The 14,640-nt window shown below is 39.1% G+C and carries 13 protein-coding genes and 1 pseudogene; 8 read left to right on the forward strand and 6 right to left on the reverse strand.

What is annotated here, in order from left to right; translation table 11 throughout:
- The first annotated feature begins 22 nt into the window (after positions 1 to 22).
- From FYJ25_RS06920 to FYJ25_RS15005, 7 genes and pseudogenes are all read left to right on the forward strand, one after another.
- Positions 23 to 1,543 (forward strand): DUF5702 domain-containing protein, encoded by a 1,521-nt coding sequence (locus tag FYJ25_RS06920; protein WP_154580884.1) that lies wholly within the window; start codon positions 23 to 25, stop codon positions 1,541 to 1,543.
- A 297-nt stretch (positions 1,544 to 1,840) separates the two neighbouring features.
- Positions 1,841 to 2,485 (forward strand): hypothetical protein, encoded by a 645-nt coding sequence (locus FYJ25_RS06925; RefSeq protein ID WP_167513786.1) that lies wholly within the window; start codon positions 1,841 to 1,843, stop codon positions 2,483 to 2,485.
- A gap of 2 nt (positions 2,486 to 2,487) precedes the next feature.
- On the forward strand, positions 2,488 to 3,006 hold the full coding sequence (locus tag FYJ25_RS06930; RefSeq protein ID WP_154580886.1) for a hypothetical protein: 519 nt from the start codon (positions 2,488 to 2,490) through the stop codon (positions 3,004 to 3,006).
- A 127-nt stretch (positions 3,007 to 3,133) separates the two neighbouring features.
- The gene (locus FYJ25_RS06935; RefSeq protein ID WP_154580887.1) at positions 3,134 to 4,627 is read left to right on the forward strand and encodes a DUF6382 and FHA domain-containing protein; all 1,494 of its coding nucleotides are present in this window, start codon (positions 3,134 to 3,136) and stop codon (positions 4,625 to 4,627) included.
- Between the two features lie 83 nt (positions 4,628 to 4,710).
- Positions 4,711 to 5,751: a rhomboid family intramembrane serine protease gene (locus FYJ25_RS06940; RefSeq protein WP_096241436.1), complete on the forward strand. Its 1,041-nt coding sequence runs from the start codon at positions 4,711 to 4,713 to the stop codon at positions 5,749 to 5,751.
- A gap of 371 nt (positions 5,752 to 6,122) precedes the next feature.
- On the forward strand, positions 6,123 to 6,761 hold the full coding sequence (locus FYJ25_RS14610; RefSeq protein ID WP_242970745.1) for a PBECR4 domain-containing protein: 639 nt from the start codon (positions 6,123 to 6,125) through the stop codon (positions 6,759 to 6,761).
- A gap of 224 nt (positions 6,762 to 6,985) precedes the next feature.
- A pseudogene (locus FYJ25_RS15005) lies at positions 6,986 to 7,357 on the forward strand (site-specific integrase); the annotation flags it as partial.
- 12 nt (positions 7,358 to 7,369) lie between these two features.
- On the opposite strand, the gene FYJ25_RS06960 reads toward FYJ25_RS15005, so the two are convergent.
- The 6 genes from FYJ25_RS06960 to FYJ25_RS06985 form a co-directional block, all read right to left on the reverse strand.
- Positions 7,370 to 8,443 (reverse strand): 6-phosphofructokinase, encoded by a 1,074-nt coding sequence (locus FYJ25_RS06960; protein ID WP_096241435.1) that lies wholly within the window; start codon positions 8,441 to 8,443, stop codon positions 7,370 to 7,372.
- A gap of 146 nt (positions 8,444 to 8,589) precedes the next feature.
- The gene (gene recR, locus FYJ25_RS06965; protein ID WP_096241434.1) at positions 8,590 to 9,189 is read right to left on the reverse strand and encodes a recombination mediator RecR; all 600 of its coding nucleotides are present in this window, start codon (positions 9,187 to 9,189) and stop codon (positions 8,590 to 8,592) included.
- Positions 9,189 to 9,533, reverse strand: a complete 345-nt coding sequence (locus FYJ25_RS06970) for a YbaB/EbfC family nucleoid-associated protein (protein WP_021906831.1) — start codon at positions 9,531 to 9,533, stop codon at positions 9,189 to 9,191. The genes recR and FYJ25_RS06970 overlap by 1 nt, the downstream gene beginning before the upstream one ends.
- A 120-nt stretch (positions 9,534 to 9,653) precedes the next feature.
- The gene (gene dnaX, locus FYJ25_RS06975; RefSeq protein WP_154580899.1) at positions 9,654 to 11,309 is read right to left on the reverse strand and encodes a DNA polymerase III subunit gamma/tau; all 1,656 of its coding nucleotides are present in this window, start codon (positions 11,307 to 11,309) and stop codon (positions 9,654 to 9,656) included.
- 108 nt (positions 11,310 to 11,417) lie between these two features.
- Positions 11,418 to 12,422, reverse strand: coding sequence for a YutH/CotS family kinase-like spore coat protein (locus tag FYJ25_RS06980; protein ID WP_123864877.1), 1,005 nt, complete (start codon positions 12,420 to 12,422; stop codon positions 11,418 to 11,420).
- Between the two features lie 169 nt (positions 12,423 to 12,591).
- Complete coding sequence (locus tag FYJ25_RS06985) at positions 12,592 to 13,944, reverse strand: CCA tRNA nucleotidyltransferase (protein ID WP_096241431.1); 1,353 nt, start codon at positions 13,942 to 13,944, stop codon at positions 12,592 to 12,594.
- A 328-nt stretch (positions 13,945 to 14,272) separates the two neighbouring features.
- On the opposite strand from FYJ25_RS06985, the gene FYJ25_RS14395 reads away from it, so the two are divergent.
- Positions 14,273 to 14,557 carry a protease complex subunit PrcB family protein gene (locus FYJ25_RS14395; RefSeq protein ID WP_157908612.1) on the forward strand — a complete coding sequence of 95 codons (285 nt, stop codon included), beginning with the start codon at positions 14,273 to 14,275 and terminating at the stop codon, positions 14,555 to 14,557.
- The last annotated feature ends 83 nt before the right edge of the window (positions 14,558 to 14,640 follow it).

The following is a 14,640-nucleotide window of genomic DNA, read 5'->3' on the forward strand; positions in this document are numbered from 1 at the left end:
ATATAGCAGCAAGAAGATTACAGTGATATTTGAGGAAAAGGGACAGATAACAGTTTTTTTATCTCTCCTGCTGATTGTTCTTATAGGATTTAGTTTTGTTGTTGTAGAAGGGGTATCCAGTTATAGTGCAAGTGCACTGGGGGAAGACGCGGTAAAGAATGCCGGAGAGAATATTCTTGCGAATTATGACAGAGAACTCTTTAATAAATATCATATATTTTTTCTTGATCCACGAGAGAAAAATTATATTCTATCTGATGGGAAGGCAGATATGGACCAGTATTTTTCAGGGAATTCATTTTTTAATGTCTTCTGTAATTCTCTTAAGATGACAGAAGAAGTGACAGCAGTAGAAGAAGATGGACTTTATCTTAAACATGAGATTCGGGAATGGATGAAGTACCGTCAGGAAGAGAAGGTGAAGGATACATTAAAGCAGCTCATAAATAATGTAAAAAAGAACAATGTAGATAGAAAAGAATATCAAAATGAAGCGGAGGAAGAGACAGGTAACATTGAGCAAAGTGAGGAAAATAAAGTAGAAGATACAGCAGAGGAAGAAACAGTGAGCCAGGAAGTACAGAAAGAACGTACAACGTGGAAGGAGATTAAGGAAGCGTTACAGCTTCTGACAAAGACAGGAATTTTATTTTATGTTTCCGATCATCCAGAACAGCTTTCCCGAAAAAGTATTCCAGAGGAGAATCTGCCATCAAGAGCGAAAAAAAGAGAACAAGAAGAACACAAAGTTGAGGAATTTTTGTTTTCCGGATCAGGATTAAAGGGGATAAAAAGTATGCTTTCTGTGGATTTCTCCATCAATACGAACAGTACATTGTGGACAAAAGAGAACTATATTGTTCCATATATAGAAGAATGTTTTTTAGATTACAGTGAGGAAGGAAGAGAAGGAAAAGAAGAAAAAGAAGAAAAGAACGATGTGCAGGAACAGGTTCTGGCATATGAAAAAGAATATCTAATCAAAGGACAGCCCTCCGATCTGGATAATCTTAAAAGAGTGGCGAATGATATTCTTTTGTTACGATTTATAAATAATTACATTTTTACAGGCAGGGATGCGGAAATACAGTCCCAGGTGAATCTAATGGCTTCGGCACTAACCGGTGTTGTGGGAATACCACAGACCGCAAAGGCAGTGCAGATGATGTTGAGAGCGGTTTTAAGCTATGGGGAATCTCTTCTGGAGCTGCACACATTATTTGAAGGAGGGGAGATTTCATTAACAAAGGACAGAGGAAACTGGAATCTGGAACTGAAAACAATGGTAAAGCAGTTAAAGGAAAAGAAGACCGTAAAAAAAGGAAAACACAATATATCATATAAGGATTATCTGAAAGTCTTACTTTTTATGAAGGGAAATTCTACAATACTATGTTATCGCATGATGGATATTATGCAGGAAAACACAGCGTGTAAAGAAGCAGGTTTTTTAATGGAAAACTGTCTGTTCTCCTACAAATGGGAGGGAAGCCTTTCTTTTGGATCAATAAAAATGAAGTTTGAAAAGCAGGTTAGTTATTAGTGAAAATCGGGCAGATATTTTTTTAAGAGTATCTGCTCGAAGAGGGGGTGAAGCAGGGTGCTCTTTTTAAGACACATAATAAAAAACTCCTTTTTGGGTATGTGTAATGTTCTATGTTCGAAAAATAAATTAATAGGAAAAGAAAAGCCTCTCCAGGCACGAGTCGAAAGATGGATTTTACTTAAGAGAAACAGAGCATCCTGCTTTGGCTCCTCCAGAGCATCGATAACCGTAGAAACTTCATTAGTTTTTCCTGTTTTTATATGCGTATTATGTTGTTTTATGGCATTAGCGCAGATGGTTTTAATAGAAACAGAAGTACATTATGCAGCATCTCAGGCGGCAAAGGTATGCGCCCAGAAAGCAGTCGTACAGCAGCCACAGAATGCAAGAGGAGTGTTTTTTTCGATATATGAAGGCGGTTCCTTATGTGAGAATCTTATTGATGGCGGGAAGAGAGGAATTTCAATACATTCTACTTTATTAGAGAGAGAACAACTGCAGATAAAAGCGGCATATACATTAAAGGTTCCGGTACCCTTTTTTTCAGGATTGCGGTTTCGAAAAAAAACAACGGTAAAAAGAAGGATATTTTCAGGGTATGTAAAGCATTGGGGAGAATATGAGGAAGCCGGGGATAATCAGATTGTTTATGTTGCAGAAAATGGAGTAGTATACCATAAGGATTCTTCCTGCTCACATATCTGCTTAAAAATTACCGGCAGTGCAGCAATACAGGGAGTTCTTCACTCATCAAAATATGCTGCCTGTGAGAAGTGTATAAAGAAAGGGAAAAATCCATCGGCATTATTTGTAACGGCCTATGGGGACTGCTATCATTCTACACTGGGATGTAGTGGATTAAAAAGAACGATAAAAGCGGTAAAGTTAAAGGATGTCGGAAACATGCGGCCGTGTTCACGCTGTGCTTCTGGGAGGTAATTATGATAGGAATGAGAAAAATGGATAATCGGGGGATGATGACAGTAGAAGCAGCCTGCATTGTACCGATTATTTTGATGATAATCGTTATAGAAATATTCTTTGGTATTTTTCTAATTGATATATCGTCAGTAAAGAGCGAGACGATTCGACTAGCCGATGAGACGGCAGATGTATGGAAGACAGATGGGAATTTGATAGATGGAACGTATAAGCCACAGCAATTATTAAGTCGTAATAAAAATTTTCTTCGACATAATAATAGAGGTCAGCTTATCGGAAAGGCAAAAGCAAGGCTGACAAAAAGAATTTCAACACGTTTAAGTGGTACAACCCTGTGCAAAAACGGAGTGAGTTTTTCAGGAGATAAAGTATCAGCAAGTGCATCGATTCGGTTTTTGATTCCTGTGTGGGGGAGCAGGGAGTATACGGGAACAGCTGGATGGACATTTACATGCAAAGAAAAAGCAGTTATAAGCAATGAAGAGGAACTTCTTAGAAAACAGACAGCGAAGAAGTAAGAAGAAATAAAGAATCAAAGAAAGATTGCAATAAAGAAAGATTACAATACAGAAATAAAAATCAAAAACAATGCACAAACAGATAAAAAGACAAACAAAAATAGAAGAGGAGAGAGTGTGAGGGATTGTGGATATTGTAAAAGAAGGGACACATACCTATCTGTTAAGTGTAATTGAACATAAAGAAATATTAAATAAAGAAATACTAGATAACGAAATATCAGATAAAGAAGATGTCGGTTTTGAAATAAAACAGAACATGACTGATTGTGGGTTAGATTATTATTTATCTGTAGAATATGAAGTGTTGAAGCGTAATTCTCTAAGAATGCTGGTGCCGGTACAGCTTCGGGAAAAAGATGGAGAAAAAAGCCTGCTATTTGACATAACAGGAAGAAGATCATTAAAAATGCAGGAAAAAAATGAACCGTTATCACAGGATAAATGCAAAAGGATCCTGCAGAGTATAAGTGATTTAATACAGGAAATAGATGATTATATGTTGAACCTGAATTATGTGGAATTATCACCGGAATATATTTATGAAAGTGCAGACGGAACGATGCAGTGGATTTACAGTCCTAAAACATATAGGGAAAACCTCCAGGCCAGAATAGAAGCTTTCTTTGAATGGATGCTCATCCAGATAGATTATGAGGATGATAAAGCAGTGCGGTATATATATAAGGTGTATAATAAAGTTCGTAAATTGGGATTTTCAAAAGAATTATTGGAAAATTATCTGTGTACAGAAGAAAAAGAGGAAGAATATATAAAAAGAAATTCATACGAAGAATTTTTCAGGGAAGACTTAGCAGAGGAAAGAGTGAAAGAACCGGAAAGGGAATACTTTAAAGAAGCAGATCAACCTTCTGTTCAGAAAATAAATGCTAAAAAGCCATCGTATCAGAAGTTCATATATATAAGCTTGCTTAGCATTCTCGGAATTGCCAGTATCGCAGCAATTGTGTTTGAGAGTATTTGTATAGTTTCCGGAATCACAAAAGGGTTTACAGAAATTCTTCTCAGATATTGTATCGGGGGAATATTATTTATAGCAGCCTTTGTACTTGCAATATTAAAATGTTTTAGAGAACTTAGACGAATCAGAAAAGCGCCAGAGACATGTTTGGCTGATTATAATAAGAAAAATAGAGAAAATGATAATGCAGAGCAATACAATAGAAGAGGAAACAAAGATATGTCAGTAGTAAAAACAGAAGCGGAATGGGATATGAAAACAGATTGGAATACCGAGGGAGAAGGAACAACTATTTTGAGTTTAGAAAAAGAATCTTTTTATCCGATGCTTCGAGATATGGAAACCGGCATTGTTTCTATCATAAAAAGCTGTCCGTTTTACATTGGCAGTGCAGAAGGGGTAAATCAGTTAAAAATATCAGACAAAACAGTAAGCAGAGAACATGCAGTGATATTAGAAGCTTTTTACGAAAACGGGGGAGAAGGATATATTCTGCGAGATTTAGATTCAACAAATGGAACGTGGATAGACGGAAGGAAAATAAAAAAAGGCAGCCAGGAAAGATTACAAGAAGGAGCAACGGTGCGTTTTGCACAAAAAGAATATAGATTTCTGTTGGAACACACAACAATCCAGTAATATAGTATGCGGTCTCTTGCACTAAAATGCCATCCCTTATATAATGGGGATAATACGATAAAGAAAGGTAAGCAGGAGATTTTATGGAATTTACAGAAGCATTGCAGGAATTCTTATTTCACCAGGGATTTCAGAGAATAAAATATGATTCAAAGATTTTATGGGGAAAGGATACCAATGGAAAGTTATCGCTGCTTGAGATTGTTCCTCCGGTATTACCGGGACAGAAAAAGATGTCGTTAGAACAACGGGAAAGAGAAATGGCGGATATCGAACGTCAGATTATGATAAAGTACCAGAAAAAAGTAGAACATCTGCTATTGATACTGAGACAGGGAGCGCCGGATACAGAGGAAAGAAAAGAAGCAGAAAGTTATCCGGATGTATGGTTTTTTGACATAAAGGCAGGACAGCTCTATATTTATGAGTATCAAAAATCAGAATATTATAATCTGGAAAATGATCTAGAGCCATTTACGCAGAAATTTTTGCAAAAACAAGCCGCAGAAGAGAAAAAAGAACTTCATCAGATGTTAACACCAGTGAATACGATGCTTGTTCTTATCAACGTGTTTGTCTTTGTGGTATTGAGCTTTTTTGGAGATACAACAAATGCAGAATTTATGGCGACACATGGCGCGATGGATTGGGTAGATATTGTAGAAAAAGGACAATATTATCGCCTGTTCACATCAATGTTTCTCCACTTTGGAGCAGACCATCTTCTCCAGAATATGCTCATTTTATTATTAATTGGATGCAGATTAGAAAGAATCACCGGAAAGCTGGCATATTTTATTATATATATCGGAGCAGGATTAGCAGGAGCGGTAACCTCAGTAATTTTTACCTTGGGAGCCAGTCCAAACACAGTAGGAGCTGGAGCATCCGGAGCGATCTTTGGAGTTATGGGTGGACTGCTATTCTGTATCCTGGCAGATCTTATTCAGAAAAAGAGACACAGAGTAGAAGAAATCGGATTAACAGGAATGATCTTTATGGTATGTTCCGCATTATCCTATGGTTTCTTCTCTAATGGAGTTGATAATGCAGCTCATATAGGAGGACTTATAGGAGGATTTCTACTCACTATGTTAAGTAGACTATTATGTAAGAATAAATAGAGTTGGAATCGTACGAGACCGATTTAATCATATTGGAAATAATTAAAATTTGCAGAGCTGTGTTGATTTTTTTGATTGATTGAGTATAATAAAAGTAAGAACAGAAATGTTCTCGATGTAAGAGCATCGTTAAAAGTTGGGCTGCAGATGGAGCAGGATAAAATTCCATCTCATTAGATGTCTTAACTGGGCATCGAGCTTGGCAACTTGGATAAAGTTGTAGTCCACGTGGGGGACTTAATGATTTCCACGTCGTTATGGGTATCTTAACTGGGTACCGAGGCTGACAACCAGCAGAAAACTCTTTTACAAAAGTAATTCTCAGAAGAGTGTGGTTAAATGCCACACTCTTCTTTGCGTGTGAGGTATAAATGGCAACAAAGGTAGATAAGAAAAACGCAATACGACAAGGTATTATAAAGGCGGCAATTGTATATAGCCAGAGTTTAGCGGGTAAAACGTTTCTGTATGTATATGGAGATGAATATTTTGAAGTTTCTTTTCCGGTGGATCATTTTCTGCATTTAACAGGAGTGGAGACAAGACTTTCTGCAAAGGATTTTTATAGGAATGCAAAAAAGGCTATTCTTACAAATAATCAGTTCTATTTTGATGCAAGACATGTATATGCAAATGCCAAAAAGAAACTTCCATGTTTGAAGCGGTTGCCAGAATTAACAAATGAGATGGTTTGTGTTCTTAAGGATATGCAGACTATGACAATTACATATAAGCTCAGCGTTACAAATTTGGAATTTACATTAGGGCTGACAGAAAACATAGATAGAGGTGGAAACAAGATTAATGATTTTTTCTTGCCAATGTCTTTACGAGTTAAGGATTCATCTGTTGAAAAAAGTAACGATGGAGAAATCATAGATTTCATTTTTTCAAAGGACGCCAGTGTAGCGAAGTATGATGTTTTATTGGTTGAAGATAAGGATAAGAAAATTCCAGATTGCATAAAGCATTTGATTAGTAACAGCTTTTATAATGAAGCAAATGAATAATTACATATAGAACAATCAGAGCATCGGGGAACAGAATCCTTACAGCGATTGTAAGTGTTATTTATTGTGTTTCTGTGCTATCATTTACCCAGAAATGGATAGGAGGTATTCACATGAAACCAATTTTGAATATTGAAAATCTTACCAATGTTCTGGATAAGTTTCCGTCCAAGATGTCCGGCGGCCAGCGTCAGCATGTTGCGGCAGCAAGGACTCTGATCTTGCATACAAAATGTTGGCTGATACATCTTTAGCAGGTAGAAAAGAAAAGCTATAGTTCCATTCATTCAATCCGAGGAGTTCTTCACCCGGCATTTCAGTTGGCGGTGGATGATGACCTGATCAGGAAAAATCCATTTCAGTTTCAGCTAATGGAAGTGGTTGTGAATGACAGTGTGACAAGAGAGGTAATCAGCAGAGCAGAGGAACGTAAGTTTCTACGATTTGTGAAGGAAGATTCTCATTTTTGCAGGTATTATGAGGGAATCTACATATTATTTAAAACCGGTCTACGCATCTCGGAATTTTGTGGTTTGACGATTTCTATGTTATATATGCACCACTCTGTCATAGGGTTAGAGGCTGTTTTGCGACAGCCTCTGTTTTTCTTAATCCCCAAAAGAGATTCCAAGATGTTTTGCCTGAAGCACAATCTGATCATCTGGGGAGACATACTTTAACTTTCCAGCTGTTTTTTCCAGAGGAAGTGTAGTTACATCATACCCTTTCATGATAAGCAGTTTGCCGTAATCTTCTTTGGCAATCAGTTCTGCAGCTGCCACTCCGAGGCGGCTGGAGATAACGCGGTCAAATGGAACAGGGCTTCCGCCACGCTGTGTATGACCAGGAATCGTGACACGCACTTCCTGACCGGTTGCTTTTTCAATCTGTGAAGCAAGCTCATAACCAACGGTAGAATATTTACGCTTAGCAAGCTTTGCTTTGTACTGTTTCTTTGAAAGCTGGGCATCTTCTTTTGAGATCGCACCTTCTGCAACTGCCAGGATAGTGAACTGTTTTCCATGTTCATTACGGCGTTTAATAGCTTCAATGACGTGTCTAAGATCATAAGGAATTTCAGGGATGAGAATGATATCCGCTCCTCCGGCGATTCCGGCATGGAGGGTAACCCATCCTACTTTATGTCCCATCAGTTCTACAATAAATACACGATTGTGGGAAGCTGCAGTTGTATGAATACGGTCAATTGTCTGTGTAGCGATATCTACGGCACTCTGGAAACCGAAAGTCATATCTGTTCCCCAGAGGTCGTTATCAATTGTTTTTGGAAGGGAGACAATATTAAGGCCTTCTTCTCTTAAAAGGTTTGCTGTTTTCTGGCTGCCATTACCGCCGAGAATGACGAGGCAGTCTAAATCAAGGTAACGGTAAGTTGCCTTCATTGCTTCTACTTTATCAAGACCGTTTTCATCAGGAGTTCTCATTAACTTAAAAGGCTGTCTGGATGTACCGAGGATTGTACCACCGGTTGTCAGAATACCTGAAAAATCCTGAGAAGTCAGTCGTTTGTAGTTGCCGTAAATTAATCCTTTATACCCATCAATGAAGCCGTAAATCTCAACATTTCCCTCAAGGACATTAAGACCCTTTACAACACCACGCATGGTAGCATTTAAACTCTGACAATCTCCACCGCTGGTCAGCATACCAATTCTTTTCATCGTAGTCATCTCCCATTCTTATCTGATGGTCTCTTAAAAATCCGCAAGTACTGTTACAAAGAATTTTTAAGAGAGTAATCTAAGTTATGCAATTAAAGTCCTGTATTTAAAACTTTATATTTAAAGTGCTATATTAAAATCTGTATCTAAAGTTCTACTCGTCCATCCAGCGCTCTTGAGAGGGTTACCTCATCAATATATTCTAATTCACCGCCAATAGGAACACCGCTTGCGATGCGGGTCACCTTTATCCCAAGAGGTTTGACCTTCTTGGTGATATACATTGCAGTAGCTTCTCCGTCAAGACTGGAGTTTGTAGCAAGAATCAACTCTTTTACTTCTGGATTTTTAAGGCGTTCTTCAAGTTCTTTGAAGCGAATATCATCGGGACCTTTTCCAAGACTTGGAGCGAGGGTTCCCTGAAGAACATGATAAACACCATGATACTGACCGGTTTTCTCGTAAGCAGCCAGGTCCTGTGTATGTTCTACGACCATGATCGTACTGTGATCTCTTTTCGTGCTCGCACAGATTGGACATACTTCAGAATCCGTCAGTGTACAGCAGTATTTGCAGTAGCGGATCTTTTCTCTTGCGGTGACAAGTGTCTGTGCAAGGTGATGTACATGCTCTTCCGGCATGTTTATGATGTGAAAAGCAAGACGCTGTGCAGACTTACTGCCGATACCGGGAAGTCGTCTGAGTTCATCAATAAGATTAGTAATCTGGGTACTATAATAATTCATTAAAATCCGAATCCTCCGCCAAGGCCGCCAGTTAATTTAGAAAGCTGAGCCTGGGAATCTGATTCCATCGCACGAAATGCTTCATTTGTAGCAGCCATGATAAGATCTTCTAACATTTCGATGTCATCAGGATCTACCACTTCTTCAGCAATCTTAATAGCAGTCACTTCTTTTTTACCGGAAACAGTAACAGAAACAACACCGCCGCCTGCAGTTGCTTCGTAAGTCTTCTCTTCTAAAGCCTTTGTAGTCTCAGCCATCTGCTTCTGCATCTTCTGAGCCTGTTTCATTAAATTGTTCATGTTACCAGGCATGCCACCTGGGAATCCACCTCTTTTTGCCATAATAAAAACCTCCATAAAAAATAAATAATTAATAAATTCATATATCACACGCAGATGTACATAAAGATGCGTAAATTCACTGCAAAATCTGCGATGGAATAACGGAATATTTTAGAGTATTTATTCAAAAATAACCGTCTGATGAATCTTGCTTAGATCAATATAGTTCGATTGTTCTGCCGGCTGATGGGAGTCAGACGTACATTCAAATGTTACGACCTTTCCAGTCTGTTCTGCAACAAGTTCGGATAAAAGGTCCAGATTTTTGTGATGTTCCCGCTCAAAGTATTCTTTAGCAAGGCTGTTGTTTGAGAAAACAAGCTGTAAAATAGTACTGTTGTCTGCAACAGCGACTCTTGCCGCACGAAGAAACTGCTGCATAGGCATGGATGATTGATTGACAATGTCATTCCAGCGGTTCGCTATTTTCTTTAAATCCTCCGCTTCCGCAGGAGAAAAACGCTTCTCCAACGCTTCTTCTGGTGAAATCTGCGCTGCCTGACTTTGTGACGCACTGTTACCGGCAGATACACCGCCGTTTGCAGCACCTCCAATGGCTGTGTCAGAAGACGGGTTAATACCACTGTTATTCCATGTACCACCAGCAGGAATCACAGGAAGTCCCTGTGCAAGCATGGTCTCTAACTGCCGGACACGTTCGGAAAGACTTTCGGCATCCGATTCTGTTTCTGGACGGCAAAGCTTAATAAAGCCGACTTCTAAAAGAACTCGCTTCTGTGTGGCAGTTCGAATCTGGTTAGATAGCTCGGAAAGCAGTCGGATATAACGCAGGAGAGCAGTAGTGTCTACCATGGCACATTCCTCTTTTAAGGTAGCGATCGTTTCTTTTGACATATCAAGGCTTTCTTCTGCACCTTCTTGATCCTTTAATATAAGAAGGTTGCGAAGGTACCAGAGAAAATCAGAAAGAAACTGTGAAAGCTCCCGTCCTTCAGTGATCATGGTATCAATAATATCAAGAGCGGACATGGAATCCTTCTTTAAAATACTCCGAAGCAATGTGCTGAAAACAGAAGTATCCGCAGTGCCAAGCACCTCTAAAACATTCTCATACGTAAGCGTCTGTCCAAGATAAAATGCGATACACTGGTCAAGAAGACTCAATGCATCTCGCATAGAACCATCCGCAGCGCGAGCAATGTAACGCAATGCTTTCTCTTCCGCATCAATCTGTTCCTTCTCCATCAACGATACAAGGTGACCTGTAATCGTATCAACAGAAATTCGTTTAAAATCATATTTTTGGCAGCGGGAAAGAATCGTAACAGGAATCTTATGCTTTTCTGTTGTAGCCAGAATAAAAATAACATAAGAAGGAGGTTCTTCGAGTGTTTTCAGCAGAGCATTGAATGCTCCGGAAGAAAGCATATGAACCTCATCGATAATATATACTTTATAACGTCCCTCAACAGGGGAATACTGTACCTGTTCCCGGATATCCCGGATATTCTCCACACCGTTATTAGAAGCCGCATCGATTTCGAGTACATCAAGAGAACTTTGTGCGTTAATTGCCTGACAGGAAGGACAGGCATTACAGGGATTTCCATTGACCGGATGCTCACAGTTTACCGCCTTTGCAAAAAGCTTTGCAATAGAAGTCTTACCAGTACCTCGTGTACCACAAAAAAGATAGGCATGCCCTATTCGGTTATAAATAATCTGATTTCTCAATGTCTGGACAATGGCATCCTGTCCTCTTACTTCATCAAAATCATTCGGACGCCACTTCCGGTATAAAGCCATATAGCCCATCGAATCACTCACTCTCCCAGAAAAATATGCAAAAATATGCTTAAAACATTTTAGCATATTTATAGGGATACAGGCAACTATAGCTTTTCACGAATAAATGAACTTTTATTATAAAAAATTTTTATCCAAAGTATTTAAAAACGAAGCAAATTGCTTTAGAAAAGTATGCCGTTCCTCATTCTGTGCAAGAACCTTCTGCAATTTCTCCAGCGTTTTTGGCGGAATCCAGCTTTTTCTGTGATTGTAGTACTGATTGGATATTTTCCAGAACTTTTCCGGATATAAAAAAAGTAAATATAAGAAAAGAAAATCTTTTTCGGCAAGGCGGCGGTAAATAGAATAGCCGGAAATACCCGCCTCAAAAAAAGAATAGTCATAATGATTTTTCTCTAAAGTTTTCCGGAGAAAAAGATATAAGTCAAGTAAATAGGGCTGATAGCACATAGATTCAAAATTTACAGTTGCGACAGAATAATCCGGTAAAATCAGCACATTATGATAATGATATGCGCCATGACATACGCCACAGCCGGTATCGGCAAGTTCTGGTTCGACTTTAAGAAGGCGGGAAAGCGCATAAGAAGCTTCCTCATAGAAAGAATCAAAGCACTTCATATAAAGAAGTTCAAAATCATTTTTACCATGGACATGACCAATAAACTTTCGAATCGAACGAAGCTCCCGGTTCTTTCGTTCAAAGAGATGGCTGGTAGACTCTGTTTTCAGATTTTCAAAAGGAATCTCTTCAATAGAGGAAGAAACCTTATGTAAAAATGCAAGATTCCGGCAGGAGGCAGCAACATCTGAAAGATTCCGGCAGTCACACTCCCGTCCTTTAAAATAATGTTTTAAAATAAAAGCGGTTCGGTAGCGGTCATAGGTGACCAGGCTTTCTTCTTTTGTGAGAAAATACCGGTCAGTAGCGGCGTAGCCTGCTTCGGCAAGCTTTTCCTTCCATTCGTATTCCAGAGCAAGCTTTTGGAGGGAACCATGATATTCTTTTAATAAGGCAAGTCCCTGCTCTGTCTCGCACTGGAAAGTTCCGCGGCTTCGAAAAGTGGACAGAACTTTTATATCGTACTGTTCTAATAATTCCTTGTATTTTTCACTCAAAAAAATCCCTCCATTAACATAGGATGTAATCTCAGAGTCTTTCTTGCACTTGCTTCTCACAAAAGCAAGCACAAAAAGCTTCCGAAAGTACATGATAAGACAGACAATGGGTTACACAGTGGTAAATATGGTCTATCCTATGTATAAAGAAGGGATGTTATGTGTAAAATTATTGAACTTCCTGATAAATTTTCAAGGCAAGTTCTTTAAGCTTTTCATAATCATTCAGCTCTGGATTATTCAGCACCTGTGAAAGCAAAGCATTCAGAATCGCACCGATGATCTTTCCCTCAGAAATGCCAAGCGCCTTTAACTGATTTCCATTAATCTTCAGATCCTTTAAAGTAAGACAGTCATTTGCCGCAAGAATCTCATGATAAGCCTGACGGGTTTCCTTTAATGCAGTAAGCTTTTTAAGACGCATAAAATCACTCTGTGCAGAAATATCCGCTTCCATTACGTCAAGAAGATATGGGAAAAGATTCTCACCTACAGAATGAATCACCCGGCGTACATGCTTCCGTCCTGTGCCTAAAGCATCATTAAAACGGATGTCATGATGCGCGATAAGTGTTGTGACCATCTGGGTGGTCTGGTTATCAAACTTAAGACGGCGAAGAATCGTCTTGCTAAGTACGGCACCGGCTTCATTGTGATCATAAAAATGATCGATTCCATTCTCATCCGTAGAGCGGGTCTCCGGTTTTGCGATATCATGAAGCAGCATCGTAAGGCGGAGAATCGGATTTGGAGCAATCGTTTCTACCGCATGAATCGTATGGTCACCGACAGAATAAATATGATGCGGATTATTCTGCGGAGTTTCCATCATTCGGTCAAATTCCGGCAGAAAAACACTTGTAAGCCCGGTTTCATAAGCTACACGAATCATTTCCGGATGTCCGGAAATCAATAACTTTAACAGTTCAATCTGAATACGTTCCGCACTGACATCTTTAAGAAATGCGTGCTGTGCTTCGATGGCAGCCAAGGTTTCTTTTTCAATATTAAAATTCAACTGTCCCGCAAAACGAACCGCACGAAACATTCGCAGCGCATCCTCATCAAATCGCTCTGTTGGATTGCCGACACAGCGGATGATACGGTCATTCAGATCCTGAATGCCACCAAATAAATCCACAAGACCCTTCTCTTCATTATATGCCATTGCATTAATCGTAAAGTCACGACGCATCAGATCTTCTCTTAAGCTGGAAGTAAAAGTCACATCATTCGGACGGCGGTGATCCTCATATGTTCCGTCAATCCGGTAAGTCGTCACTTCATATCCAATCTTATCCATCATAATCGTAACTGTACCATGTTTTAAACCTGTATCGATTGTTCTTGGAAACAAAGCCTTCACCTGTTCCGGCAGAGCGGAAGTTGTAATATCCCAGTCTGCCGGCTCTTTGCCAAGAATAGAATCCCTTACACAGCCACCAACAACAAAGGCTTCATAACCATGGGAAGAAAGCGTCTTTATAATATCAGAGGCATGTTTTGGAATAGAAATATGCATGGGGCAATCCCCCTCCTCTCAAAAAAGTTTTATCCTCGCTATTGTTATGATTATAACATATAATTGGGCGGACGAAAATAAGGAAGTAAATTTCTATCAGCAGGCGCATATAAATAAAATAACATTGATGTTTGGAAGTATTGATATGGTTTACAATGCAAGAAATCAGACATATCGTATCGTACTTTTTTTCATATGGATAATGATATCAGGCATCTATATCACTGCCTGTACGCCCATCTTTCCTCAAAACAATTTTCACATCAGTAAGCTGGGAAATAAAAACCAGGGGCAGGAAGTAAGTTACGAGATCTGTGAGGAAAAAAACATGCCGCACCGTCTGCAGAAAATAATAGAAGACCGGAAAAATCGTCCGGGAACATTTGCATATAAAAATTCAAAATATACCTATCTGGTAGTCTGTTATGGTGAAAAGCCATACAGTGGTTACAGCATTCGCATTGAAGAATGTTGGAAAGATAAAGAACAGCTCTATCTTAAGACACAGCTGATCGGACCATCGGCGGGAGAAGAAATCATAGAAACACGAACCTGTCCTTTTTTAGTTGTCCGGTGTGAACGGACAGAACAGTTATGCCGTATAGAATCCTGAAAAATGAATTGGCAGAGACGGAATCATAAATCAGCCGAAGAAAACATATATTAATAGCAAAGACAATAAGCAGGGCAAAGTAT

The organism is Anaerobutyricum soehngenii (genome assembly GCF_009697165.1).
Taxonomy (GTDB): domain Bacteria; phylum Bacillota; class Clostridia; order Lachnospirales; family Lachnospiraceae; genus Anaerobutyricum; species Anaerobutyricum soehngenii.

Excerpts from the sequence above, each read along its gene's own strand:
- FYJ25_RS06925 (WP_167513786.1), top strand. The coding sequence starts at position 1,841 with ATGGTTTTAATAGAAACAGAAGTACATTATGCAGCATCTCAGGCGGCA.
- FYJ25_RS06930 (WP_154580886.1), top strand. The coding sequence starts at position 2,488 with ATGATAGGAATGAGAAAAATGGATAATCGGGGGATGATGACAGTAGAA.
- FYJ25_RS06940 (WP_096241436.1), top strand. The coding sequence starts at position 4,711 with ATGGAATTTACAGAAGCATTGCAGGAATTCTTATTTCACCAGGGATTT.
- FYJ25_RS14610 (WP_242970745.1), top strand. The coding sequence starts at position 6,123 with ATGGCAACAAAGGTAGATAAGAAAAACGCAATACGACAAGGTATTATA.
- FYJ25_RS06960 (WP_096241435.1), bottom strand. The coding sequence starts at position 8,443 with ATGAAAAGAATTGGTATGCTGACCAGCGGTGGAGATTGTCAGAGTTTA.
- recR (WP_096241434.1), bottom strand. The coding sequence starts at position 9,189 with ATGAATTATTATAGTACCCAGATTACTAATCTTATTGATGAACTCAGA.
- FYJ25_RS06970 (WP_021906831.1), bottom strand. The coding sequence starts at position 9,533 with ATGGCAAAAAGAGGTGGATTCCCAGGTGGCATGCCTGGTAACATGAAC.
- dnaX (WP_154580899.1), bottom strand. The coding sequence starts at position 11,309 with ATGGGCTATATGGCTTTATACCGGAAGTGGCGTCCGAATGATTTTGAT.
- FYJ25_RS06985 (WP_096241431.1), bottom strand. The coding sequence starts at position 13,944 with ATGCATATTTCTATTCCAAAACATGCCTCTGATATTATAAAGACGCTT.
- FYJ25_RS14395 (WP_157908612.1), top strand. The coding sequence starts at position 14,273 with ATGCCGCACCGTCTGCAGAAAATAATAGAAGACCGGAAAAATCGTCCG.